This is a genomic window from Saccharopolyspora hirsuta (genome assembly GCF_008630535.1).
Lineage (GTDB): Bacteria > Actinomycetota > Actinomycetes > Mycobacteriales > Pseudonocardiaceae > Saccharopolyspora > Saccharopolyspora hirsuta.
On the sequence record NZ_VWPH01000011.1, the window covers coordinates 144,569 to 168,663 of the forward strand.

The 24,095-nt window shown below is 72.1% G+C and carries 18 protein-coding genes; 12 read left to right on the plus strand and 6 right to left on the minus strand.

Translation table 11 applies throughout. The features are described from left to right. The first annotated feature begins 79 nt into the window (after positions 1-79). The gene (locus F1721_RS23680; RefSeq protein ID WP_150068958.1) at positions 80-1,036 is read left to right on the plus strand and encodes a LysR family transcriptional regulator; all 957 of its coding nucleotides are present in this window, start codon (positions 80-82) and stop codon (positions 1,034-1,036) included. Between the two features lie 190 nt (positions 1,037-1,226). On the opposite strand, the gene F1721_RS23685 is transcribed toward F1721_RS23680, so the two are convergent. The 3 genes from F1721_RS23685 to F1721_RS23695 form a co-directional block, all read right to left on the minus strand. Next, positions 1,227-1,466, minus strand: coding sequence for a hypothetical protein (locus F1721_RS23685; RefSeq protein WP_150068959.1), 240 nt, complete (start codon positions 1,464-1,466; stop codon positions 1,227-1,229). 474 nt (positions 1,467-1,940) lie between these two features. Then, positions 1,941-2,666, minus strand: a complete 726-nt coding sequence (locus F1721_RS23690) for a response regulator transcription factor (RefSeq protein WP_150068960.1) — start codon at positions 2,664-2,666, stop codon at positions 1,941-1,943. Positions 2,667-2,993: 327 nt separating this feature from the next. Beyond that, positions 2,994-3,674 carry a helix-turn-helix transcriptional regulator gene (locus F1721_RS23695; protein ID WP_246155265.1) on the minus strand — a complete coding sequence of 227 codons (681 nt, stop codon included), beginning with the start codon at positions 3,672-3,674 and terminating at the stop codon, positions 2,994-2,996. 243 nt (positions 3,675-3,917) lie between these two features. On the opposite strand from F1721_RS23695, the gene F1721_RS23700 reads away from it, so the two are divergent. Then, positions 3,918-5,231, plus strand: coding sequence for a PLL family lectin (locus F1721_RS23700; protein WP_150068961.1), 1,314 nt, complete (start codon positions 3,918-3,920; stop codon positions 5,229-5,231). A 53-nt stretch (positions 5,232-5,284) separates the two neighbouring features. Here the strand turns inward: F1721_RS23700 and F1721_RS23705 are convergent, their stop codons facing one another. Continuing rightward, positions 5,285-7,966, minus strand: a complete 2,682-nt coding sequence (locus F1721_RS23705; RefSeq protein ID WP_150068962.1) for an AAA family ATPase — start codon at positions 7,964-7,966, stop codon at positions 5,285-5,287. A 218-nt stretch (positions 7,967-8,184) separates the two neighbouring features. Here F1721_RS23705 and F1721_RS34825 point away from each other — a divergent pair, with 218 nt between their 5' ends. From F1721_RS34825 to F1721_RS23720, 3 genes are all read left to right on the plus strand, one after another. Further along, positions 8,185-9,519, plus strand: a complete 1,335-nt coding sequence (locus F1721_RS34825; protein ID WP_211840591.1) for a LuxR family transcriptional regulator — start codon at positions 8,185-8,187, stop codon at positions 9,517-9,519. Positions 9,520-9,559: 40 nt separating this feature from the next. Further along, complete coding sequence (locus tag F1721_RS23715; RefSeq protein WP_150068963.1) at positions 9,560-10,369, plus strand: sensor histidine kinase; 810 nt, start codon at positions 9,560-9,562, stop codon at positions 10,367-10,369. A 213-nt stretch (positions 10,370-10,582) separates the two neighbouring features. Further along, positions 10,583-11,332: a response regulator transcription factor gene (locus tag F1721_RS23720; protein ID WP_150068964.1), complete on the plus strand. Its 750-nt coding sequence runs from the start codon at positions 10,583-10,585 to the stop codon at positions 11,330-11,332. A 56-nt stretch (positions 11,333-11,388) separates the two neighbouring features. Here the strand turns inward: F1721_RS23720 and F1721_RS23725 are convergent, their stop codons facing one another. Next, positions 11,389-11,736, minus strand: coding sequence for a hypothetical protein (locus tag F1721_RS23725; RefSeq protein WP_150068965.1), 348 nt, complete (start codon positions 11,734-11,736; stop codon positions 11,389-11,391). 124 nt (positions 11,737-11,860) lie between these two features. Then, positions 11,861-12,268, minus strand: a complete 408-nt coding sequence (locus tag F1721_RS23730; RefSeq protein ID WP_150068966.1) for a CAP domain-containing protein — start codon at positions 12,266-12,268, stop codon at positions 11,861-11,863. A gap of 238 nt (positions 12,269-12,506) precedes the next feature. On the opposite strand from F1721_RS23730, the gene F1721_RS23735 reads away from it, so the two are divergent. From F1721_RS23735 to eccB, 7 genes are all read left to right on the plus strand, one after another. Beyond that, positions 12,507-12,836 (plus strand): WXG100 family type VII secretion target, encoded by a 330-nt coding sequence (locus tag F1721_RS23735; protein WP_150068967.1) that lies wholly within the window; start codon positions 12,507-12,509, stop codon positions 12,834-12,836. Positions 12,837-12,863: 27 nt separating this feature from the next. Then, positions 12,864-13,160, plus strand: a complete 297-nt coding sequence (locus tag F1721_RS23740) for a WXG100 family type VII secretion target (protein WP_150068968.1) — start codon at positions 12,864-12,866, stop codon at positions 13,158-13,160. A gap of 107 nt (positions 13,161-13,267) precedes the next feature. Further along, positions 13,268-14,029, plus strand: coding sequence for a hypothetical protein (locus F1721_RS23745; RefSeq protein ID WP_150068969.1), 762 nt, complete (start codon positions 13,268-13,270; stop codon positions 14,027-14,029). Between the two features lie 97 nt (positions 14,030-14,126). Further along, positions 14,127-17,309 (plus strand): WXG100 family type VII secretion target, encoded by a 3,183-nt coding sequence (locus tag F1721_RS23750; protein ID WP_150068970.1) that lies wholly within the window; start codon positions 14,127-14,129, stop codon positions 17,307-17,309. A 40-nt stretch (positions 17,310-17,349) separates the two neighbouring features. After that, the gene (gene eccCa, locus F1721_RS23755) at positions 17,350-21,333 is read left to right on the plus strand and encodes a type VII secretion protein EccCa (RefSeq protein ID WP_150068971.1); all 3,984 of its coding nucleotides are present in this window, start codon (positions 17,350-17,352) and stop codon (positions 21,331-21,333) included. Between the two features lie 32 nt (positions 21,334-21,365). After that, on the plus strand, positions 21,366-22,763 hold the full coding sequence (gene eccD, locus F1721_RS23760; protein WP_150068972.1) for a type VII secretion integral membrane protein EccD: 1,398 nt from the start codon (positions 21,366-21,368) through the stop codon (positions 22,761-22,763). Positions 22,764-22,772: 9 nt separating this feature from the next. Beyond that, the gene (eccB, locus tag F1721_RS23765; RefSeq protein ID WP_150068973.1) at positions 22,773-24,095 is read left to right on the plus strand and encodes a type VII secretion protein EccB; all 1,323 of its coding nucleotides are present in this window, start codon (positions 22,773-22,775) and stop codon (positions 24,093-24,095) included.

Consider the following 24,095-nt stretch of genomic DNA (forward strand, 5'->3'; position numbering starts at 1 on the left):
ACCACCGCACAGGACCTGCGCTATCCACTGCGATATCTCACAACGCCCGTGGCAATATTTCTGACGTATCGTCGTCCTGGTGGAAGCTCGTCACCTCCGCTACGCGCTGGCACTCGCCGAACATCAGCACTTCGGCCGCGCCGCCGCATCGCTCGGCATCGCTCAGCCGCCGCTGTCGACCCAGATCGCCGCGCTCGAACGGGAGGTCGGCGAGCGGCTCTTCGACCGCACGCCCCGCGGCGTCTTCCCCACCGCCGCGGGGGAAGCCTTCCTAGCCAGGGCGCGCAGCGCACTCGCCGAGATGAGCCGCGCCAGCGTCGACGCGAGCCGGGCCGCGCGCGGGGAGACGGGGCGGCTGCGGATCGGGTTCATCGGGTCCGCGCTGCTCGCCCCGCTGCCGGACGTGCTCGGCCGCTTCCGGAGGACCCACCCCGACGTCCGGCTCACCCTGCAGGAGCTGGACAGCCCCGCCTCGTCGGACGCCCTGCTCGCAGGCGAGCTGGACGTGGCCGTCGGACGGGGCAGTCCTCGAGGTGCTGGCGCAGAGGACCTGATCACGGTGCCCATCGGGGCGGACCACCTGGTGGCCGTGGTCTCCACGGCGCACCCGTTCGCGGGGCGCCCGTCCGTCGGCGTCGACCAGCTGGCCCGGGAGCCGCTCGTGGTGAGCGCGGACGCGGCAGCGTCCTACCTGCGACCGCTGTTCGGGGCGGATCCGGCCGTCCTGGACGGCGCCGCGATCGCACGCGACATCCACACGATCGCCGGGCTCGCCGCGTGCTGCGCCGGGGTCGGGCTCGGTCCGACCCGGATGCGGCTCCTCGCCCGCAACGACGTCTGGTTCTGCGACGTCGAACCGCGGTTCCGCCTACCGGATCTGCGGATGTCGTTCCGGGCGACCGATTCCTCGCCCGTCCTCGCGGCATTCCTCGCGATCGTCAGGCAGAACTGCTCCGACGTCGGCACCCGGCTCGACGAGCTCCTCGCCCGGCACCCGGCTGTCGCGGAGCGGCAGCCACCGCTCGGTGCGCCGTGACCTGTCGCGGCGCTCTCGTGGTCGTCAGTCACGATCGCCAGCTGCGTCAGCGCTGGCAAGGCGGGCACCACGCGCTTCAGGCGCTGGTGCCCGCCTGACGAAAACCCCTGGAGACGCTGCACACCGTGCCCAACGGCTCCGCGCGGGTGACCAGCTTGCGGCGGCGGGGTGCTTCGCCGCCGCACCGCGATCAGTTGCGGACGCTGACGGTCAGCTCGTACTTGCCGTCGTGGTTGCCGTCCTCGCAGATGGCGCCGCCGACGTTGGGGTTCTTGATGGCCTCGTTCATGCGGGCGTGGCAGTCCTGCTCGGTGAGGTTGGTGCCCCAGATCTCGTTGTGCCAACCCTCGGCGAGCGCGCTGCCCGCACCGAGCACGGACATCCCAGCGGCGCACAGCGCCACGGTCGTGGCGATCTTGCGGATCTGCATGATGGTTCCTCTCCTACTTCGAAACGCAGATGTACGGCGGGTGCCGTCACCCCCGAAGGTAGGCAGCTGCGCCTGGGAGGTTCGCGGAGCACGACGCGCTGAGGGAAAACCCTCGGCCGGTGCCCGATATAGGTGGTGGTGACCGTGCCTCACTGTTCTGCCCTATGTGGACCAGGCGGTGCTCGGTGAGGGTTTCCCCTCCGGGGACGTGGGGTTCTGCTCGACGGGTGGCACCCGTCCTAGCTTTGTCCTGCGACGGTGAGATCAGCGGGTCTGCGGCCCGCACCGACGCGGCACCGCAGGGGGATCAGCCGTTCTCGACCGCTCTGAGCGGCACGGCGGGTGGTCCCCGGTCAGCCCCACAACCGCGCCCGCGGGAGCTGACCGAAGCTCCGCAGCCACCTGGTGCCAGGTGGCTGCGGAGCACTGCCGTCCGGCAACGCCCGGGTACGCCGTTCTCCGAGTGCGAGCGATCTACCTCGGAGCCCGGCCCTGCGGGTCGAAGCGGTACCCCGCACCCCACACCGTGACGAGCACAGCGGGTCGAGCTGGATCGTCCTCGATCTTCTCGCGCAGCCGGTGGACGTGCACGGCGATGCTCGCCAGGTCCTCGAAGTGCTTCTCCCACAGCACCTCGAACAACTCGTCGCGGCGGAACACACGTCCTGGATCGCTCATCAGCAGCGCCAGGAGGTCGAACTCCGGGGCCGACAGCGCCAGGGTGCGCCCGCCCTTGGTGGCCACCCGCGACACCTGGTCCAGCACCAGGTCACCGGCGACCAGTTCGAGCGGCTTCTCCAGCGGGGCGGGCCCGGCACCGCGACGGAGCACGGCCCAGACGCACTGCACCAGCTCGCGGGGACTGACCGGCGCGGTCAGGAAGCCGTCCACCGCGACCTCGTCGAGCGGGAGATGTCCCTGCGCCGTAGGGGTGATCAGGACGAACGAGGCGTCGACTCGCTGCCTGGCCTGTGCGCAGAACGAGGCGCTCTCGGCGCCCAGCAGCGCCACGTCGACGACGATCAGGTCCGGGAGCAGGCTGTGGACCAACCGCAGCGCCGTCTCGGCATCGCCCGCCGCGGCGGGCAGGATGCCGTCGCGCTGCAGGTAGCCCATGACCAGGTCGACGACGATGGGGCCGTCCTGCACCAGCAGGACGCGGTGCGGTCGGCCGGGGTGCGTTCGGCCGGGCCCTGTCACGTCGTGGACCCCGCGGCCAACCCGCAGGTGTCGACCGCGTCCGGTGCGGAGCAGATCGCCGCGAACAGCGCCCCGTGCCGGGGTTCGGTCAATGCCCGGTCCCGCTTCACGACCGGCCTCCCTTCACGACACGACGCCTGCGGATCGCAATCTAGGCGCTGCCGGATCAGGGCGCTCCACCTTCAAGGAAGGTGCTCACCTCATTTAATGATCCCGTAAGAATCGGGGTCGACGTGCCACGCACGTCCGGTGGGTGCCGCCGATTCCGCAGGCGCCGACGGCCCTTCGCGCGACGGTCGCTCGGTGGGGGGCTCCTGCGCGGGGAGGTCAGATGATGCCCGCTCGCACGCAGTGGGCGACCAGCTGCGGGCGGTTGCGCATGTTCAGGCGGCTGGTCATCGCGTAGATGACGTTCTTCACCGTGCGCTCCGAGTAGCAGAGCTTCTTGCCGATCTCCTCGGTGCCAAGCCCTTCTGCCAGCAGCCGCAGGATGTCGATCTCCCGGGAGGTGAACCCGGCGGAGCTCAACCCGTGCGGCTCCAGGACCTCGCGGTGCAGGTGCTCCAGCTGCCGCAGCAGTTCGCCCTGCAAGTTGGTGGGCAGCGCGCCGCCGCCATCCGAGGCGATCTTGATCGCATCGGCCAGCCGCTCCCCGGTCGTCGCGTTGCGGTGCAGCACCGCGACGACGCGGCACTCGACCATGCGCATCAGGACGGAGCGGTCCAGCTGCCTGACGACGAGGACTGCCGGTGCGGTCGTCCGGGCGGCCGCCCGCCGCATGTGGTCCACGACCTCCGGGGTCACGTTGTCCGCGGCGAAGACGAGCACGTCGACATCAGCGGGGAAGCTGTTCGCCGCCACGAACACCTCGGCGCTCGGCAGGAGCATCTCGGTCAACCCGGTCAAGGTGATGGGATCGGATGCCCACACCGCGACGCGCGGCTGCGCTTCCGGCTCGTGCTCGGTCGAGCGTGCCGAGTGCGTTGCCGGTTCGGTCTTGGTCATCATCGCGCTCTTCCTCCGACGTGCCTTTCGAGCGTGCTGGTCGGCGCGGTGCCCGCGACCCGTTCCGCCCCCAGCGCCGACAGGACACGCGCGAACCATGATCCGAGTGTTCAACGTGGTGAGGGGGAAAGGCGGTCGCGGAGCTGGCTGGCGGGAATCCCCTCACCGGTGGGTCCGCGCTCTCCGAAGATCGTTACTGTTGGACGCAGCCATCTCGTCTGTGTCCCGAACCCGAGGGTGTGGCTGATGCCTTTGTTCACGCGCGGCGACCGGCCGGGGCGGTCCGGCGGGTCGCAGGCCCCGGTGCCGTTGCCCGACCACCCCGCCCTTGACCAGCCGACCATGCCCATGGTCCCCGTCCAGCGGCGCAGCGACCGGCGGCTGCTGGTGCTGGCTGGTATCGGTGGGTTGATCCTGATCACGGCCCCGATCGTGGCGTTCAGCCAGGCGACGGGGCTGAAGGACGCCGCGGCCCCGGGGGTGCCGAGCCCGGTCGTGCCCGGGGTGGTCAGCCAACCGAGGCCCACGGTGATCTCCCCGCTACCCGGCGCACCCGTGGCCGTCGACAACGCGCGGAGGCTGGCACTGCTGGCGCGGGGGCAGGACGACGCGGTGCTGCGCAGCTTCACGTCGTCGCAGTCGGGGGACACGCCCAGCGGGTGGACGAACCTCGGCGGGAGCGCTGCCGGCGCGCCGGTGGCGGTGCGCGACGGGCACGGCGAGCTGGCGGCGTTCTACATCGGCGTCGATGGCCACCTGTGGTTCAAGCACCAAGCCGCGCAGGCCCAAGCACCGTTCGAGCAGTGGACGGACCTCGCGGGCGGGGGCCTGGTGGGCACGCCAGCGGTGGCACCGGACGCGCAGGGCAAGCTCGTCGTCGCGGCTCGGGCGGCCGACGGTGCGGTGCGCGTGGTCAAGCAGGCGGAGATCGGTGCGGACGAGTGGACCGACTGGCGTCCACTGCCGGCGGTCGCGGAAGGCGATCCGGTGATCTACCGGGATTCCCGGGGCAAGCTGCGGGTCTTCGCGATCGGGCCCGACCGGCAGATGTGGGCGGTGGCCGAGACGAGCGCTGGTGCGAACGAGTGGACGCCGCCGACGAGCATGGGCGGGGACCTCTCCGGAACTCCGGCGGCGGCGATGGACGCCAAGGGGCGGTTGTGCGTGTTCGCGCTGCGGGCGGACGGTTCGCTGCAGAAGAACCGCGAGGCGGAAGCCGCCTCCGGCACCTGGTCGGGGTGGCAGGACATGGGGCAACGCCTGGTGGGCAAGCCCGTCGCGATCAACGACGCCAAGGGCACGGTGGTGATCTACGGGCTGAACGAGCACGGCGCGCTGCAGGAGATCTGGGGCATCCCGCCCGAGGTGAAGGCCGTCGACCACGGTGGCGCCATCACCGAGCTGGTGGGCGCGGCGCAGGACCCGACTGGCCGGATCTTCGTCTACGGCATCGGTGCGAAGGGCAGCATGGTGAGCACCCACCAGGAAAAACCGGCCGCCGGTCCGTGGACCGACTGGAGCGACGAGCTCGGCGGCGTGTTCACCCCGCTCGGCCAGTAGCCCGGCGGTTCGGCCGGGCCGACGGCGCCCGGGGGCGTCGGCCCCGGGCGCCGTCACACGCAGCCACGCAGCGTCGCGGTCGCGATCTCGGCGCGTGACCGGTACCCGGTGCGCTGGAAGAACCTGGTCAGCCGACCTTCCACGCTCTTCTCGCTGGTGCCCAGCACGGTGGCGATCTGCGCGTTGGTCAGGCCTTCGGTGACGAGGGTGGCCAGCAGCCGTTCGTTCTCCGCGACGGTCGCGTTGCGGCCGGGCACCGCCACGTTGTGCGCCCGCATCAGCAACCGGAGCCGGGCGCGGGGGATCAGCGCACCGAGTTCCCCGTACGCCTCGTACGCCGTGCGCAGGAGCTTCTGATCCCCGAAACCGCATTCCGCCACGGTGGTGACCGTCGCCGCGAACTCGAAGGGCCGGTCCTGCTCCGCCGCCAGCGCCAGGACCTCCGAAGCGGCCGCGGCGGAGTGTTCGACGATCACCTGCGCGAGCAGCCAGCTGCGATGGGCTTCCGCGGAGCCCAGGCGGGCCGCGATCTGCTCGACCCGGTTCGCGCACCGCCTCGCGGCAGCCTGGTCACCGCGCCGGGACTCCAGCTCGGCCAGGCGCAGCCACAACTCGTCGGTGCCGACCACGACGCCGTTCTCGGCGGCGGTCGTGAGCGCTGACGCGAGGACATCCCGCGATCGCTGCTGCGAGCCGAGCGCCAGCTCCAGCTCCGACTCCGGCGCGGCCAGCCGGTGGGGCAGCAGCAGGTGTCGGTGACGGGTGTCCTCGAGGACGGCCCGGGCGCGGTTCAGCTGACCGCGGGCGGTGAGGATGGTGGTGACCTCCCGGAACATCTCGGTCTGGCCGGGGGGATCGCCGTGGACCGACGCGGCCGCGATCGCCGACCGGGCCAGCTCCAGCGCGCGCTCCCACTGCCCGGCCACGGCGGCGCTGACGGCTCGGCCGGTCGAGGTCCCCTCGTCCGCAGGAGCGCCGAGTCCGTTCAGACCGAGCGCTTGGAGCAGCGTCCGAGCCGCCTCCACCGCGGGTCGGAGTGACTGGGGAGCGGCGGGGGCGGTTCCGCCCGCGACAGCGACCGCGGCGTCGGCGATGGCGTGCGCCAAGGCCGCCGAACCGGTTCCGCGCCACTGACCGTGACTGGTGCGGAGCTCGTCGCGCGCCTCCGACCAGCGGTTGAGCAGGCAGAGCGCGGCGGCGCGAGCGACGACCCGGCTCGCCTCGCTGCCGGGCGTCGAATCCCAGCCGGTCGAAGCGAACTGGCGCAGCTCGACCGCGTTGGCCTTGCTGGCCAACCCAGCGAGGGCGATGACCAACAATTCCTGCGCGGCATCCGGCTGCAGCGAGGTCGGGTGGTCCCGCAGCGCCGCCTCGGCCGCCTCGCCTGCGAGGGCCAACCGCTGGTGGCGGGCGCACAGCACCGCGTGCCGGTGCAGTGCTGCGGCGCGCTGCGCGGGATCAGCGATCAGCTCGCATGCCGCCCACCGCCATCGCGCGGCGTGCGGATGGTCCGGTGCGGCCTCGCCGCGGGCCAGCAGCTCCGTGGCCGCCCGCTCGGCGTCCACCAGCTTGCCCGCGTCCACGATCCGGTCCGCGAGGTAGCTGCCACCGGGATCGGCCGTGCCGTCCCAGATCGCCGTCACCGCGAGCTGCGCGCTCGTGCGCCGTTCGTAGGGGCCGAGGCACCCGGCGAGAAGCGTGGCGAGCATCGGCGCCCGGAACCGCCAGCCGTTGCGGTGCGTGATCACCCCCCACGCGCGGAGCTCGTGCAGGGCTTCGAGTACCTCGGCTTCGCTGCGGCCCGTCACCGCCGCGATCAGCGACGGTGCCGCGTCGCCCAGCGGGTGCAGCACCGACAGGACCTTGGCCGCGGACCAGGTGACCGGGTCGCGCAGGGCTGCGAACAGCGGGTGCGTGACCGGCAGCTGAGGCGCACCGCAGCGCACCAGGTGGGCATGATCGTCCACGACCCGCAGGCACCCCGACGCCAGGTAGCCCTCGACAGCGGCGCGCACCAGCGCGGGCACACCCCGGCAGGCGTTCCGGAGCTCGGCGGCCAGCCCCGGTGCGGGCGTGGCGTCGAGGAGCGAGGAGAGGAGGTGCTCCACACCGGACACCGGCAGCGGTCGGACCCGCTCCTCGTGCACCAGCCCGCGGGCGCGCAGCTGGGCCAGGTCAGTGGGGGCGGTGGGGGTGCGAACGGCGCAGACGAGCGTCGTCCGGGAACCGGCCAACGCGCCGAGCACCGACCGCACGGTGGGCAGGTACCGCGGGGTGAGCCAGTGCGCGTCGTCCAGGAAGATCACGATCCGGCGCCGTCCGGTCAAGGTCGCCAGCAGTCGCCGCAGCACGGCCGCGCTGGACTCGCCGCGCGCGGGCGGCTCGCCCAGCTCGGTGGCGATCCTCGTCACCAGGCTCGGGAGATCCCGGTCACCGCTGGAGAGCCGGATGCTCACCGTGGTGGTGTGCTGGCCGGTCAGCCGCGCGCGAACCTGCTCCAGCACCCGGCTGCGGCCGATCCCGGCTGGCCCGGTGACCAGCACGAGCGGAGTGCCCGAGTGCCGGGTGCAGACGTCGAGCACCCGGTCGACGAGCTCCTCGTGGCCGGACGAACAGGCAACCGACCGGGCCGCTCGGGCAGCGTTGGCGTCCAGGGGGCTGTGCCGCGCCGCGCGCTGCGGCAGTGTGGGGACCGTCGCGCGGTGCGGGTGGTTCGTTGAACGTGAGGTCAGCACATCCCCAGTATTGCCACGACATCCGGCCGAATCCGTTCTCGGTCCATGACCAGATCATTAAAGATTCCTTGCCTGGGCGCGCACCACTCCGAGTTCCTTGCGGAAATCTAAATTCTGTCGTTCGGGAGGCTTTCCGACCAGGGCTTTCGGCTCGTCCTGGGGATAACGTCCGGCCCCGCAAGTGCGGTGAGGGCGCCAGGACGAAGGACGGGAACGTCGTGGGACGGGAACAGATGTCGATCGAGGGCAGGGACGACGTGCTGGCCGCGCTGCGGTCGGCGTTGCGGGACTGCGAGCACACCCCCCGCCTGGTGGTCGTCCGGGGCGGGGCCGGCCTGGGCAAGACCCGCTTGCTGGAGGTCACCGCCCGGCGCTGGCGGTCGAGGGGAACGCGGGTGGCGCACCTGCGGGCCAGCGCGTCCGCTCCGACCCGCCCCGACCAGCACGGCGTGGGCGCGCTCGTCGACGCGCTCCGCCGGGACTTCGACCAGTTCGGCGACTGCGGGCTGGTCGAGGCGATCAGCGAGCTGGCGCGGTTCCACCAGTGCGAGGCCGCGGTCACCGGCCCGCGGTTCGCCGCGGTGGCGGCTGAGCTGACCTGGGCGTTCGGCCGGATCGGGAGCCTCGGGCCGGTCGCGGTGCTCATCGACGACGTGCTGGAGATCCCCGACCCGATCCCGTTGCTGCTGGCTGCTCGCCGCCCCGGCTGCGCGGTGATCGTGTCCGTGCGGGACGACGCCACACCGAGCCCGGCGGCCACCGAGCTGCTCGGCATGGCCGACGACGTGCTGGACCTGGACGAGCTCGACGACGAGCACATCGCGCGGATCGTCGGCGACTTCGACGGGAGCGCGCACCAGGCGTTGCGCACCGCCCTCGGCCCCCTGTACGGCAACCCCGGCACCGTGCTGGCGGCCGTGGCGGAGCTGGCCGAGCAGGGCCGGATCATTGCTGGAGACAACGGGTTTCGGCTGGTCGACCCGGCTGCTCCCATCAAGCTGCCGCAGCACCACGAGCTGCTGCGTCGGGCGGCCCGCCTGGGGCACCTCGGACCGCGGCTGCTCGCCGCGGCGGCCAGGCGCGGTGAGCTCGATGTGGACGAGCTGCCGGCGGTTGCCGATGCGTTGGGCGCGGACATCGCCGAGTGCGGGCGGACGCTGGACCTGCTCGTCGAGCACGGCCTGCTGGTGTCCGACCCGCGGGGCTGGTTGCGATGCCTCTGCCCGGCGCTCGCGGCGTCGGCCGCGGGCCACGCCGCCACACCGCGCTTGCCCTCCCCACCGCGGGAGTTCCGGAAACCCGCTGTGGTGCGCAGCACCGGCTCCGCAGCTGCGGTGTCCTTGTCGGACACCGAGGCCCGCATCGTCGAGCTGATCAGCGAGGGGTTCACCAACCGGCGGATCGGCGCGCAGCTCGGCCTGAGCGAGAAGGCCGTCGAACGGCAGCTGACCAGGCTGTTCGCCAAGACGGGCTGCCGCTCCCGCGTCGAGCTCGTGACGATCGCACCTCGGCGCGGTCGGGCCGCCGCCCTGCGCGGGTGGCGTGCGGCATGAGCGCGGGGAAGTCGTCGACCGGAGGCGGCACGGCGGAGCTATGACCGGATCGACCCTGCTGATCGTGCTGCTCGCCGCCTGCGAGTTCGTCGGTGTCGGATTGGTCGGCGCCGTGGTGCTGCGGCTGCTGCGCCGCTTCCCCGTGGCCGTCCCGTTCGCCGCGGTCATCGTGATCACCGTGATCGCGATGACCGCGGGCACCGCGATGCTCACCAGCGGGCTGCCCGAGCACCTCGCTGGTGAGCCCGTGGTCATCGTCTCGATGGGCGTCGCGGGCATCAGCGCTGGGCTGCTGCTCTGCGTGCCGGTGATGCGGGACGGCCAGCAGTTGCTGCGCGGCCGCCTCGAGGTGCAGGGGCTCGCGGAGGTGGTCGACGAGCTGTTCGCCCCGACCCGGGTGCAGGCCGGTGGGGACGCCCTGCACCGCACGTCGGTGGCGCTCGGTGAACTCGTCGGCGACGCCGTCCAGGGCGTGGAAGCGGTCGCCGCCGAAGGTGGGGTGCGGGTGTGGGCGGGATGGGTCGAACCGGAGGTGATTTCGGCGGACCGGGCGGAGATCGCCCGCGCCATCGACAACCTCCTGGTGAACGCGATGCGCTGCGCGGGAGGCGGCGGCACGGTCTCGGTGGACGCGTGGGGCGGCGAGAGGTGCACCACCGTGTCGGTCTGTGTCGAACCCGGTGGCGGCTCGGGCCAGCGGTCCGGAGTGGATGTGCCCGACCACCGGGGGGCCGGTCTCCGGCTCGCGATCGTGCAGGGGATCGCGCGGGAGCACGGGGGCGAGCTGTCGGTGCGCGAGGTCCCGGGCGGCTGCCGCTTCGAGATCCGGCTTCCCGCCGCCGTGCCATGACGGATCACGGACAGCGGTGGTGCTGTTGGAAGTGCTCATGTGAGCGCTTCGCGCCGTGGTGCGTAACAGTTCTTCGGTAGTTTCGTCACGCGGAAGCCAGCCCTTCGCGATCGTCGCAGGTCCAGCGGGCGCGGCCGCTCCTCCGGTCGGCGAGCAGCCCGGTGATCCGGATTAGGGTGGGAGGAGATCGACGGTGAGAAGCGGGATCCAGGGATGACTCAGGCTGATCGAAGCGCGGAGCGCCGCTCGCAGGGCAGCGGGCAGCGGGTCCTGGTCGTGGAGGACGATCCGACGGTGGCCCAGGTGGTCACCGGCTACCTGCAGCGGTCCGGCTTCACCCCGGTGCACGCCTCGGACGGTGCGATGGGCTTGGAGCTGGCGCGGCAGATCGCGCCGGACCTCGTCGTGCTCGACGTGATGCTGCCGGGCCTCAACGGCATCCAGGTCCTCCGCGAGCTGCGCGGGTCCAGCCAGGTGCCGATCATCATGCTCACCTCGCTGGGCGAGGAGGAGCACCGGCTGCGCGGTCTGGAGTTCGGCGCCGACGACTACCTCACCAAGCCGTTCAGCCCGCGCGAGCTGGTGCTGCGGGTGCAGTCCGTGCTGCGCCGCACGCACGCCGCGCCCGCGGCGCGGCCCGATGGTGTGCTGCGCGCCGGTGATCTGCAGGTGGACCGGTCGGCGCGGGTGGTCACGAAGGCCGGGCGCGAGCTGAGCTTGCCGGTCAAGGAGTTCGAGCTGCTGGTGTTCCTGATCCAGAACGCGGGCCGGGTGGTGCGGCGCGACGAGCTGATGCGGGAGGTCTGGTCGCACGACTTCGGGGACGCCTCCACGGTGACGGTGCACGTCCGCCGGTTGCGGGAGAAGATCGAGGACAACCCGTCCCGACCGGTGCTGCTGAAGACCGTGTGGGGCGTCGGTTACCGGTTCGACCTCCCGGGATCCGGCTCCGCAGCGCATTGACCCGTCTGCTTCCGGAGGGCCGTCCCGAACGGCGTCCGGACGGCCCTCGCGTGGCCTCAGGAGACGTAGAAGCTCGGGCCGGGGACCACGTGGACCTCGGTGCCGCGCTGTCCGTTGTAGATGCTCGACCCCAGGAACCGGCCACCGGCGAACACGTCGATCCGCTCGTTGCCCTGGCCGGCGCTGTTGAAGGTGGTGCAGGTCGGGCCCATGCCGGGCGAGTAGCTGAGACCACCGCGCCCCGGGAACTTCACCGTGACCGATGAGCCCTGGTGGTTGCAGATCGTCAGGTGACCGGGGGTGGCGGCCTGCGCCATCCCGGTGGTGGTCAGGGTCAGCGCCACGCCGAGGGCGCCGACCACGCCGGCTGCGCGGGCCATCCGGCCCGAATTGGTCTTCCGCATCGTCGTCGATCCAATCTGCCAGTTCCGTTGCGGACACTCCCTTCCTACCGGTGTTCCGGGGCGCGAATCGGCGCTCGCGCGGTGCGTTGAGCGAGTTCGGTAACCGGCTCTGCCCGAAAACCCCTCAGTAGCCGAAGTTCTGGGTCCACCATGGACCGTCGGGACCGATGTGGACTCCGACGCCGATGTGCTGGAACTCCGCGTGCAGGATGTTGGCGCGGTGCGGGATGCTCTGCATCCAAGCGCGCACGACCGCGGCCGGGGTCTGCTGCCCGGCCGCGATGTTCTCGCCGCCGGGCTCCTCGAAACCTGCGGCGAGCATCCGCTCGAAGGGCGAGGGGCCGCGCGTCGCCTGGTGCGCGAAGAAGCCGCGCCGGGCCATGTCGGCGCTGTGCCAGCGCGCGGCTCGGCGGAGGCGTTCGTCGATGGTGAGCGGGTGGAGCCGCCGCTTCGCCCGTTCCGCGTTCACCAGCTGGACGACCTTGTCCTCGGTCCGCGCCCGCACCAGGTCCCGGCTGGAACCGACAGCCATTCTCCGCACGCCTCCTCGACTTCCCGACCTCCGGGAGCCCCCCGAGCTTCCCGGTTCGCGCGCGCGGACGCGATCCCGCGGGCGCGGGCGTCGGCGAAGGGGCAGAGATCGAGAACTTTTGGGCAACCGCCCGCGGATCCGTTGCCCGCGGGCCCGGTCAGGTGCCGACACTGGACTGCACCCGTAGCTCGGGCGATCCGAGTGGTGCAGGAACACCGATCGAAGAGAGGTTCCACCGATGGCCAATCAGATGGTGCAGACCGCCACACCGGGAATGCAGCAGGCGGCACAGCACTTCTCCCAGACCGCAAGTGATTTCACCACGCAGCTGCGGCGGGTGAACACCACGATGGCGGCGTTGCAGGCGTCCTGGCACGGGGAGGCGTCGCAGAGGTTCAACGTCGCGATGGACAACTGGGAGCTCTCCTTCAACAAGATCATCGAGAAGCTGCTCCACATGATGGAGGAGATGGGTGTGAACACCAAGGCGTACGTGGCTGCCGAGGACGAGGCCACGAACGTCGCCCAGTCCTTCGTCTCCGCGCTGCCGCCGCTGCCCGGCGTCTGATCTTCCCCGCACGAGAGAGGAACGAGCATGTCCGATTACCGGTTCGACTTCAACATCGCCGAGGCCACGCTGCAAGACATGCACCAGGTGAACACCCACGTCCGGCAGGCCCTGGACCAGATGCAGGCCGCGGTCGAGTCCAGCACCGCGGACTGGACCGGTTCGGCCAAGCAGGCCTACGCGGAGGCCAAGGCGGAGTGGAACAAGCAGGCCGCCATGATGCCCGAGCACCTCAAGGAGGCCCAGCGGAGGCTGGGCTCGATCGCCGAGGGCTACGGCACGACCGAAGTGCGCGCGACGCAGAGCTGGCGAGACTTCGGCTGAACCGGAAGCGGTGTGGACCTGGCCGCCGGGAGCGCCGATGCGTACCGGCGGCCATCCGCGCGGACGAGCCCGTCCGCGCCCGGACTTGAAGCCTTGAGGAGGAAGAAGTGGCCAGGGACGGCAGCGACCTCGAGTACTGGATGTACGACGACCAGGGGTGGAAGAGCTACCAGGCCATCGACTGGGACAGCGTCGACACCTACGTCGAGAAGGGCTGGCTCACCGAGCACGAGCGGGACCTCCTGCACGCCTACGGCAGCCTGATGGCTTCGCCGGCGACCGGTGAGGGCCACGAGAAGTGGCCCGAGATCGGCGAAGCCTACGACAAGTTCAACGAGCACATCCCCGACGCCAACTACGGCGGCGACTACGACCCGGACAAGAACTACTTCGACATCAACTCGAACGGTTCCGAGCTCGCCGACGACAACGCCCCGGAGGTCGCCGAGGTGCCCAAGGCGCCGGACTTCGGCGGCCACGCCGGTGCCGGAGCGCGGGCGCGCGAGGTCGTGGTCAACCAGGAGGCCATGCGGCAGTTCGCCGGAGTGGCGGAGAAGTTGCGGCAGATCATAGTCGAGTCGCGGGACCTCGTGACCAAGGTCGATGTCAAGCCCGGCGCGTTCAGCACCGCCTACGGCTTGCGGAGCGAGGTCAACGGGAAGCTGAAGAGCGGGGTCGAGACCTTCATGACCAACGCGGCCGCGACCCTGTTCGACATCAACGAGACGATGAACAAGATCTCGCGGGAGTACGAGAACAGCGAGGAGCTGAACAAGCTCACCGCGGAGAAGCTCGCCCCCGAGATGGCCGAGCTCTACGGCAGCATCGACAACCTGAAGTCAAGCGGCAACGGCGAGGCCCAGGCGTAGCCGCCGCGCGGTGGCGGCCGTCGGTCCGCCCGGTTCTCTCCCCGGTCGCCGGGGCGATTTCGCAGTTCAGCGAGCAATGTTCTGAGGAGTTGGAGCGATGGCCGACGAGGACGAGCTGCCGAACGTCAGCAGGGGCGACGACGGCGTCTTCGCCAAGCGCGACGGGCAGTCGGAGAACGAGGACTTCTACTCGTGGGACTGGAAGACGATCAAGGCATCGATCACGGGAGGCGCCGCCGTCGCGGGTGATCAGTCGACCCGGCTGCTGGACCTCGTCGACCCGCAGACCTTGCGCGTCGCCTCGACGTACTTCGACCACGCCGAGAAGACCATGGAGAACGTCGCCACCAGCCTCCGCCAGCACGCGGAGGCGCTGGCCGGTGAGGACGGGGCGTGGCAGGGACCGGCCGCGAAGCAGTTCCTCGCGAAGATGCAGACCTTCGCCCAGCACCTGGAGGCGAACGCGGAGGTGCTGCGCGGCCAGGACGGCACCGGCGACAACAGCAACGTGCGGATCAAGCTCTACGACAACGGGAACTGGCTCGCCTGGGCGCAGAACGCGGTGAACACGATCGACACCCACTACGCCGCCGTCGCCAAGGCCCGCGGCGTGGGCACCACCGACGACGGCCTGGTCACGGTGAGCGAGGACCCGGAGGTGGTCGAGGCCATGACCACCGCCATGCGCAACGTGCTCATCCAGCTCTCGGGCAACTACAAGTGGCACGTCCCGGACCCGGGGTCGGTCCAGGTCGCCCCGACCGATGGGGCGGACACCGAGAAACCGCCGGACCTGGATCCGCCGCCGGTGGATGGTCCGCCGGAGGTCGAGGGGCCGCCGCCGGTGGATGGTCCGCCGGAGGTTGAAGGGCCGCCGCCGGTGGATGGTCCGCCGGAGGTCGAGGGGCCGCCGCCGGTGGATGGTCCGCCGGAGGTTGAAGGGCCGCCGCCGGTGGAGAAGCCACCGGTGACCGATCCGCCGGTGTCCGACCCGCCGGGCGTCGGAGGTCCGTCGGCGTCCGACGGCCCGGGTGCCGGGGGGCCGTCCGTGTCCGACCCGCCGGGTGTTGGGGGACCCCCGGGCTTCGACCCGTCGGGGCAGAACGTCCCGCCAACTCCGGAGCTCGGCGGGCCGCCCGGTACGGGGGGCCCATCAGGCTCGGGGGAGTTGCCTCCGGTGACGTCACCTCCGGTGACCCCGCCTCCGGTGACCCCGCCTCCGGTGAGCCCGCCTCCGGTGACCCCACCTCCAGTGGGCCCGCCTCCGGTGACGTCACCGCCAGGTGCCCAGCCGCCCGGCTCGCGGGTGCCGACTCCGCCGCCACCTGGCGGCAGCAGGAACCCGTCCTCGCAAGGGCCGGTGCCGCCTCCGTCGCTGGCCCCGCCCCCCACCGGTGGCGATGCGCCGGAACTCCCCGGCTTGGGAGCCCCGGGAGGGTCCGGGCTGGGCGCCGAACTGCCTGGCAGTTCCACCGGCGAAGTCCCGCCCCCCGGGATCGACGCGCCGCCTCCGGCGATCGACGCACCGCCTGGTCTGCCGGATTCCTCGCAGGGCGGCGGCCTGGACCAGCGGGGTGGGGTGCCGCCGATGATGCCTCCGGTGTCGCCGCCGACTCCCGGTGGTGCGGGTGGTGAGCGGTCGGATTCCTCCGGTCTGCTGGATGTCGGTGACGAGCCGTGGTCGGGGGTCGGTACCCCGCCCGCGGTCGGTGACCCCCACGCGCCTGGTGGGGCGCTGCCCGCCGTGCCGGACCTGGGCGTGCCGAGTGCTGAGACGCCGGGCGCGGGAACACCGGTCACCGAAACCCCGGGTGTCGAAACGCCGGGCGCGGAGCTACCCGGTTCGGAGGTGCCGACCGAGCAGTCCTGGTCGCCAGGGGACCTGCCCGCGGGGCAGGGCGGCGGCCTGGACCAGCGGGGTGGGGTGCCGCCGATGATGCCTCCGGTGTCGCCGCCGACTCCCGGTGGTGCGGGTGGTGAGCGGTCGGATTCCTCCGGTCTGCTGGATGTCGGTGACGAGCCGTGGTCGGGGGTCGGTACCCCGCCCGCGGTCGGTGACCCCGACGCACCTGCTGGTGCGCTCCCCGGCGGGCCGGGCTTGGGAACGCCGTTCGCCGAGGCGCCCGTGTCGGAGCCGCCTGTGTTGGAGGCGCCCGTGTCGGAGGTGCCGTCCGAACAGGACGAGGTCTCCGCACCTCCAGCGTCGACGGCAGGTGGGGTGCCGCCGATGATGCCTCCGGTGTCGCCGCCGGCTCCCGGTGGTGCGGGTGGTGAGCGGTCGGATTCCTCCGGTCTGCTGGATGTCGGTGACGAGCCGTGGTCGGGGGTCGGTACCCCGCCCGCGGTCGGTGACCCCGACGCACCTGCCGGTGCGCTCCCCGGCGGGCCCGCCCCGGAACCCCCGGGCAGCGAGACCCCGCTTGCCGCGACCTCGATGTCCGGGAACCTGCCCCCCGGCGCCGCGGGCGGTGAGGAGCAGCTGGACGACACCGTGCTGCCCGTGGCCTCGGCCCCGCTCGCGGCCGGGGGCGCGCCACTCCCGCCGAGCCCGGCGCCCGCGCCCCAGCCGGGGCCGGGTGAGCGGTCCAAGGAGCGGGCGGTCACCGTCCCGGGCGAAGCCGAACCCCCTGCGGCGCAGCAAGTTCCCGCATTCGCGGCGAAGCCGACCGGGACCGAGATCCCGCTCGGCACGGGTGCTGTGCTCGAGGCCGACGCGCCGTTCGAAGCGGACGCCCCGCTCGTGAGGGATGCCCCGCAGCAGGAGGTCGACGACGGCGAACCCGGCGGTCCCGAAGGCGACACTGTGGACCAGGAAGCCCCCGAACGGCAGGAGGACCACGTTGCGATCGTCCAGCCGGTCGGGGACAAGGACACCAGTTCGTGGGACGTGCCGGTCGGTGCCCTCCCCTGGCTGGTCCCGTTCGCCGTCCGCCCAGCCGCGGAGGACGAGGGCGACCGGGCCAAGCCGGACCACGCGCTGCGGGACAGCGCGCCGTGGCAGGACACCACCTTCGCGACCTGGCGCCGCGCGACCCTCGGCGAGGACGAGCAGCCGCCGGTGCGGGACCAGCCGCCGATGTGCGGCGGCCCGGACTACACCCCGGAGCAGCTCGCCGAGATGAGGGCGGCCAAGGAGGCCGAGGCGGCGCGAGCAGCAGCGGCCGACGACGAGGACGACGAGGAGGACGGCGCCGAGCGGTCCAGCGCGGACCTCCTGGTGCGGGACGACTCGGCGTGGGGCGGCGGGCGCGCGGTGCCGCCGTCCGGGGGCATCGGATAGGGCGTGCGCGCACGCCCCTTGGAGGAGCGAGGCGAATGTCATGAGCACCGTGACGGTCAAGCGTCCACCGCGGGCCGCCGGGCCGGAGATGCCCGAAGGTGCCGTGGAACTCCAGGAACCGCCGGTGATGGCCGAACCGGCGGTCCTGGACTTCCGCGCCGCGGCGATGTTCCTGCCGATGGCCATCGGCTCCTCGGCGATGATCATGATGTTCGCGGTGACCACCAGGTCGTCCACGATGTACGCGATCAGCGGCATCATGGGCTTGGGCATCCTGGTCATGGCGATCGCCCAGATCGGCCGCAACGCCGCCGAGCGCAAGCGCAAGATGGCCTCCGAGCGCCGCGACTTCCTGCGCTACATCGCGCAGTTGCGGGAGAAGGCCCGCAAGGACGCCGACCAGCAGCGCAGCGCCGTCGCGTGGAACAACCCCGCGCCGTCGTGGTTGTGGTCGATCGCCTCCGGCCCCCGGTTGTGGGAGCGCAGGCCGAACCACGACGACTTCGCCCGGGTGCGCATCGGGCTGGGCACCCAGGCGGCGGCCGTGGAGTACGTCGCGCCCTCGACGAAGCCGATCGAGGACCTGGAACCGCTGGCCGCGGTCTCGCTCCGCCGCTTCCGGGAGGCGTACGGGACCGTGCCCGGCATCCCGACGGCGGTGAAGCTGCGCAGCTTCACCAGCGTGGAGTTCGCCGGTGAGCGGGACGCGGCGGTGGCCTTGGCGCGCGCCGTCATCGCGCAGCTGGTGACCTTCCACTCCCCGGACGACCTGCGGGTGGCGGTGCTGACCACCGAGGCCGGGCAGCCGGAGTGGGACTGGGTGAAGTGGCTGCCGCACAACGCCCACCCGAGAGCGGAGGACGCGGCCGGGCCGCTGCGGTTGTTCGCCTGCGACCACGACGAGCTGATGGACGTGCTCGGGCCCGAGGTCACCGACCGCGGTGATCACGACCCGTCGGGCAGGCCGGGCATCGCCGAGCCGTTCGTGGTGGTCGTCGCGCACCTGGCGGAGATCCCCGGCACCTCCAGGCTGCTCGACGCGGGGCTGAGCAACGTCGTGCTGCTCGACCTCACCGGCCAGCTGCCCGGTGGGCCGAAGGTGCTCCGGCTCACCATCGACGGGGAGACGGTGCAGTTCCCGGTCGGTGACGAGGAAGGTTCGGCGCGGCGCGACGAGCTGAGCCTGGTGCAGAGCGAGGCGCTGGCCCGGCTGCTCGCGCCGAAGCGCACCAGCGGCGCGGTGGACGTCGTCGACCAGCCGCTGGAGAACGACTTCGAGCTGACCACGCTGCTGGGCATCCGCGAACCCCGGGCCTTCGACGTGCCGACGCTGTGGCGCAGCAGGATGGCGCAGCGCTCCCGCCTGCAGGTGCCGATCGGGGTGACCGAGGAAGGCGAGGTCATCGAGCTCGACCTGAAGGAGTCCGCGCAGGGCGGGATGGGGCCGCACGGCATGCTGATCGGGGCCACCGGCTCCGGCAAGAGCGAACTGCTGCGGACCCTGGTGTGCGGGCTGGTCGCCACGCACTCCTCGGAGATCCTCAACCTGGTCCTGGTGGACTTCAAGGGCGGCGCCACCTTCCTGGGCATGGACAAGCTGCCGCACACCTCGGCGGTGATCACCAACCTGGCCGACGAGCTGCCGCTGGTCGACCGCATGCAGGACGCGCTCAACGGCGAGCTGGTGCGCCGCCAGGAGCTGCTGCGGGCCAGCGGGTACTCGTCGTCGTTCGACTACGAGAAGGCCCGCGCCGGTGGCGCCGAGCTGGAGCCCTTCCCGGACCTGCTGATCATCGTCGACGAGTTCAGCGAGCTGCTGTCCAGCAAGTCCGAGTTCATGGACCTGTTCGTGTCCATCGGTCGGCTCGGCCGCAGCCTCGGCGTGCACCTGCTGCTCGCCTCGCAGCGGCTGGAGGAGGGGCGGATCCACCGCGTCGAAGGCCACCTGTCGTACCGGATAGCGTTGCGCACCTTCTCGTCGATGGAGTCGCGGGCCGTCATCGGCGCCGCGAAGGCCTACGAGCTGCCCTCCGACCCCGGCAACGGCTACCTGAAGGTCGACACCACGAACCTGGTGCGCTTCAAGGCCGCCTACGTCTCGGGCCCCTGCCCGCAGGGCGACGGCACGGCGCCTGTCGCGGAAGCCCGGGTGGCGGCCGAGGTCGTCGACTTCCGCACGCAGCCCTACCCGAGCCTGCACCAGATCCGGGCGCTCGACGAGCCGGAATCCGCGGTGGCGCCGGAGGAACCGGAGGCCGAGCCGGACGAGAACGTGCCGTCGCTGGCCGAGGTCCTCATCGACCGGGTCCGGGGCGCCGGGCCGCCCGCCCGGCAGATCTGGCTGCCGCCGCTGTCCGAAGCGCCGAGCCTGGACTCGCTGCTGCCGAGCGTGGTCCCCGACCCGGAGCGCGGGATGGTGGTCGGCGACGCCACCTGGCGCGGTGCGCTGCGCGTCCCCGTCGGCATCGTGGACCGCCCCTACGACCAGCTGCGCGACCTGCTGATCGCCGACCTCTCCGGCGCGGACGGCCACGTGGGCATCGCCGGGGCGCCGCAGAGCGGGAAGTCCACGCTGCTGCGAACCCTGGTGCTGGGGCTCGCGCTGACCAGCACCCCGGAGCAGGTCCAGTTCTACTGCCTGGACTTCGGTGGCGGTGGCATCATGTCGATCTCCGGTCTGCCGCACGTGGGTTCGGTGGCGACGAGGATGGAGCGCGACCGGGTGGTGCGCACCCTCGCCGAGCTGATGCAGCTGCTGGAGCGGCGCGAAGCGCTGTTCGCCGAGCACGGGTTCGAGTCGATCTCGGCCTACCTGCGGGCGCGCGACCGCGGCGAGGTCGACGATCCCCACGGGCACGTCTTCCTCGTGGTGGACGGTTGGTTCACGGTCAAGCAGGACTTCGCCGACCTGGAGCAGAACTTCGGCGAACTGGCCTCCCGCGGGCTGTCCTTCGGCATCCACCTGGTGGTGACCGCCACGCGCTGGTCGGAGATCCGAACCTGGCTGCGCGACCTGCTCGGCACCAAGCTGGAGCTGCGGCTCGGTGATTCGATGGAGTCGGAGCTGGGCTCGCGCAAAGCCGCCACGGTGCCCAACCAGCCTGGCCGGGGGATGACCTCGGAGGGCTTCCACTTCCTCAGCGCACTGCCCCGGCTGGACAGCAGCTCGGCGACCGACGACCTGGCCGAGGCGACCAGGACGGTCGCCGAGGAGGTGCGGGCGTTCTGGACCGGCCGCCCGGCCCCGGCGGTGCGGATGCTGCCCACCCAGCTGCCCGCGGAGAGCCTGCCCGCGCCGGAGCGGGAGTTCCGGGTGTGCCTCGGGCACGACGAGCAGCGCTTGGAGCCGGTGTGGCACGACTTCTTCGCGCAGCCGCACCTGATGGTCTTCGGCGACACCGGGACGGGCAAGACCAACGCGCTGCGCCTGGTGCTGCGCGCGATCCGGCAGCGCTACCGGCCGGACCAGGCCAAGATCGTGCTGGGCGACTCCCGCCGGGACCTGGACCAGGAGGTGCCCGCCGAGTACAGCGTCGGGTTCGGGTTCACCACCGACACCCTGCAGCAGCTGGCCGGGCAGACCGTCACCTCGATGACCAAGCGCGTGCCGGGCCCGGACATCTCCTCCGAGCGGCTGCGCGCCCGCGACTGGTGGGAGGGCCCGGAGCTGTTCCTCGTCGTGGACGACTACGAACTGCTCAGCCAAGCCGGGCTGGGGTCCCCACTGGACCCGTTGCTCCCGCTGATCCCGCAGGGCGCCCACATCGGACTCCACCTGATCGTCGCGCGCAGCACCTCCGGTGCGGTGCGCGCGATGATGGACCCGGTCCTGCGCCGGTTGTGGGAGCTCGCGACTCCGGGCGTCCTGCTGTCCTACCCGAAGGAGGAGGGGACGTTCCTCGGCGAGGCACGGCCCCGGAAGCTGCCAGCCGGTCGTGCGCAGCTGGTGACCCGGCGCGGCGTGAAGTTGATCCAGACGGGCCTGGTGACCGTCAACTCGCCGCTGCCCGCACCCGGCCGCTGAATCCCCGCGCGAACTCGATGGAAAGGTGAGCGATGACCACCCCTAGGGCCGCACAGCTGTGCCGGATCACGGTGTTCGGTCCGGACGGCAAGGCCGACCTCGCGGTGCCGGTCTCGACGACCGTCGCCGACCTGCTCCCGGTGCTGCTGAAGCGGACTCGTCAGGAGCAGCCGGGCGACGAAGGGGGTTCCTGGGTGCTGCAGCGGCTCGGGGAGGAGCCGATGGACCCCGATGGCACCCCCGAGACGCTGGACTGGTTGGAGGGCGAGCAGCTGCACCTGCGCCCGGCCGACAACCCGTTGCCGGAACTGGACTTCGACGACCTCGCCGAGGGGATCTCGACGTCGGTGCAGCAGCGCGGGGACCGGTGGCGACCGGAGTTCAGCCGCCTCCTGTTCCGGGTGCTGTCGTGCGCGGTGCTCGGGGTGGTCGGGCTCGTGCTGCTCGGCAGCGGCCCGACGCTCCTGCACGCCATCACGGCCGGGGTGATCGCGGTCGGCTGCCTCGGCCTCGCCGCGCCGATCGCCCGGAAGCTGCACGACGCAGTGCTGGCGGTGGTGTTCGGGCTCGCCGCGTGCGCGTTCGCGGCGATCGGCGCGCTGATCGCCGCGGACGGAGTCCCGGACGCCGCTGCCGCCACCCCGGGCGGGCTGCTCGCCGCGGGGGCGAGTTCGGCGACGTGCGCGGCGGTCCTGCTGGTGGTGGTCCACTTCGCGGCCAAGGACGTTTCGCTCGCCCCGTTCCTCTGCGCGCTGTCGGTGTCGGTGGCGCTGCTGGCGCTGATCGGGCTGGCCGCTGGGTTCGGGCTGGCACCGGGCCAGTCCGCAGGACTGGTGTCCACAGTGGTCTTCGGATTGGTGGTCTTCGCGCCGCGGATGTGCCTGCGGGCGGCCTTCCTGCGCGGACCGCAGTTGCCGCGCAACGCTGCCGATCTCCAGGAGGACATCGATCCGGTGCCCGCCAGCGAGGCGGAGAGCCGGACGAGCAACGCGGACCGCTACCTGAGCGTCGTGATGGTCTCGGCCGCCGCCGTGCTGGCCGGATCCTTCCCGCTCGTGCTGGCCGAGCAGGGCTGGGCGTCGTGGGCGTTCGTCGCCCTGCTCGCCAGCGCGGTGCTGCTGCGCTCGCGCAACTTCCTCGGGGCCTGGCAGCGGGTTTCGCTGGTGGCGGTGGGAACGCTGGGGCTGTCGATGGTGACGCTGCACTTCGCGACCGTGTTCTCGCCGCTGTGGTGGGTGGTCCTGGTGCTGGGCATGCTCGTCGTGCTGTTCGCGGTGGTGAAGGCGTCGCTGCGGCCGCCGAACCGGCGCATGCTGCCGATCTGGGGGCACCTGGCGAACGTGTTCGACACCGCCACGGCGATCGCGGTGGTGCCGGTGCTGCTCCAGCTGCTCGGCGTCTACGCCTGGGCGCGCGGATTGTTCGGGTGAGGGTGCGCGATGCAGACCCAACGGGACCACGTCCACGCCTACCAGTTCCTGATGGGCCGGATGAGCTCGGCCCTCGTGCAGGCCGATCCGGCGAGTGCCGAGGTGCCTGCGCGCCGGGCCATCACCGGCTCGTTCATCGGCCTGGTGCTCGCCCTGCTGATCGCGGTCGGCTTCGGCGTCTACGGCTTCCTGTTCCCCGGCGGCAACACGTCGTGGCAGGCCAAGGGCACGATCGTGGTGGAGAAGGAGACCGGGACCCGCTTCGTCAACGTCGGCGGTGTGCTTCACCCGACGCTGAACTACCCCTCCGCGCTGCTGCAGCAGGGGCCGGGCGCGCAGGTCAAGCTGGTGTCGCGGGAGTCCCTGGCGGGAGCGCCGCGCGGCGTGCCGATCGGCATCCCGGGAGCCCCGCAGTCGCTACCGCCCGCGGCTGACCTCGTCGGCTCCCACTGGCTGTTGTGCCTGCCCGGCGCGGGCGGTGCGGGCACGGTGCTGGACTTCGACCCGGCCACGCCGGCCGAGGTGCTGCGCACCGACCGCTACGCGCTGGTGCGATCCGATGACGGGACGCAGTACGTGCTGTGGGGCGGGGCCAAGCACCGGGTGGGCAGCCCCGTCGTCACCACGGCGCTGGGCATGGCGGGCGTGGAGCCCGCCACCGCGCCACGGGTGTGGCTCAACGCGCTGCCGGACGGCCCGGAACTCGCCCCGGCCGACATCGGCGGTGGCCCCGGGCCGACCGTCGGCGGCCAGCCGCGCCGGGCGGGGGAGCTGTTCGAGTACCGCGCGGCCAACGGGGCCGTCGAGCTGTTCGTGCTGCGCTCCGACGGGCTCGCACCGGTGAACCGGACCGAGTTCGCGCTGCTGGGCGCCGTTGCCGGAACCCCGGAGCCGACGCGGCTCGACGCCGCTGCGGTCGCCGCCGCGCCGCGCTCGGCGGACCGTTCGCTCACCAACCGGCTGCCCGACCTCGGTGGTGCGCGGCAGCAGGACCTGGGGTCGGGTGCGCTGTGCCTGCGCCAGACACCGGCGGGCGCGCAGGTCCGCAGCGAGGTCGTGGTGGCGGCGCCCCGAGCGGGCGACGGGGCGGTCCGGATGGCGCCCGGCGCCGGCGTGGTGGTCGGTGCGGTGCCCGTGCCCGCCGGTCAGCGCGTCCCGGACCGCTACCTCATCACCGGCGGCACCAAGTACCTGATGCCGGACGACCGGTCGATCCAGGCGCTGGGCTACGGCTCCGCGCCGGTCCGCCCGGTGGCGGCCGAACTGCTCGATGCCCTGCCGAGCGGACCGGTCCTCAGCCGGGCCTCCATCGGCGTGACCGAGAAGGGATGA

Bases quoted from the DNA above. Each gene is read 5' to 3' on its own strand.
- F1721_RS23720 (WP_150068964.1), top strand. From the start codon at position 10,583: ATGACTCAGGCTGATCGAAGCGCGGAGCGCCGCTCGCAGGGCAGCGGG.
- F1721_RS23685 (WP_150068959.1), bottom strand. From the start codon at position 1,466: ATGCAGATCCGCAAGATCGCCACGACCGTGGCGCTGTGCGCCGCTGGG.
- F1721_RS23730 (WP_150068966.1), bottom strand. From the start codon at position 12,268: ATGGCTGTCGGTTCCAGCCGGGACCTGGTGCGGGCGCGGACCGAGGAC.
- F1721_RS23725 (WP_150068965.1), bottom strand. From the start codon at position 11,736: ATGCGGAAGACCAATTCGGGCCGGATGGCCCGCGCAGCCGGCGTGGTC.
- F1721_RS23740 (WP_150068968.1), top strand. From the start codon at position 12,864: ATGTCCGATTACCGGTTCGACTTCAACATCGCCGAGGCCACGCTGCAA.
- F1721_RS23700 (WP_150068961.1), top strand. From the start codon at position 3,918: ATGCCTTTGTTCACGCGCGGCGACCGGCCGGGGCGGTCCGGCGGGTCG.
- F1721_RS23735 (WP_150068967.1), top strand. From the start codon at position 12,507: ATGGCCAATCAGATGGTGCAGACCGCCACACCGGGAATGCAGCAGGCG.
- F1721_RS23750 (WP_150068970.1), top strand. From the start codon at position 14,127: ATGGCCGACGAGGACGAGCTGCCGAACGTCAGCAGGGGCGACGACGGC.
- eccD (WP_150068972.1), top strand. From the start codon at position 21,366: ATGACCACCCCTAGGGCCGCACAGCTGTGCCGGATCACGGTGTTCGGT.
- F1721_RS23695 (WP_246155265.1), bottom strand. From the start codon at position 3,674: ATGATGACCAAGACCGAACCGGCAACGCACTCGGCACGCTCGACCGAG.
- F1721_RS23715 (WP_150068963.1), top strand. From the start codon at position 9,560: ATGACCGGATCGACCCTGCTGATCGTGCTGCTCGCCGCCTGCGAGTTC.
- eccB (WP_150068973.1), top strand. From the start codon at position 22,773: ATGCAGACCCAACGGGACCACGTCCACGCCTACCAGTTCCTGATGGGC.
- eccCa (WP_150068971.1), top strand. From the start codon at position 17,350: ATGAGCACCGTGACGGTCAAGCGTCCACCGCGGGCCGCCGGGCCGGAG.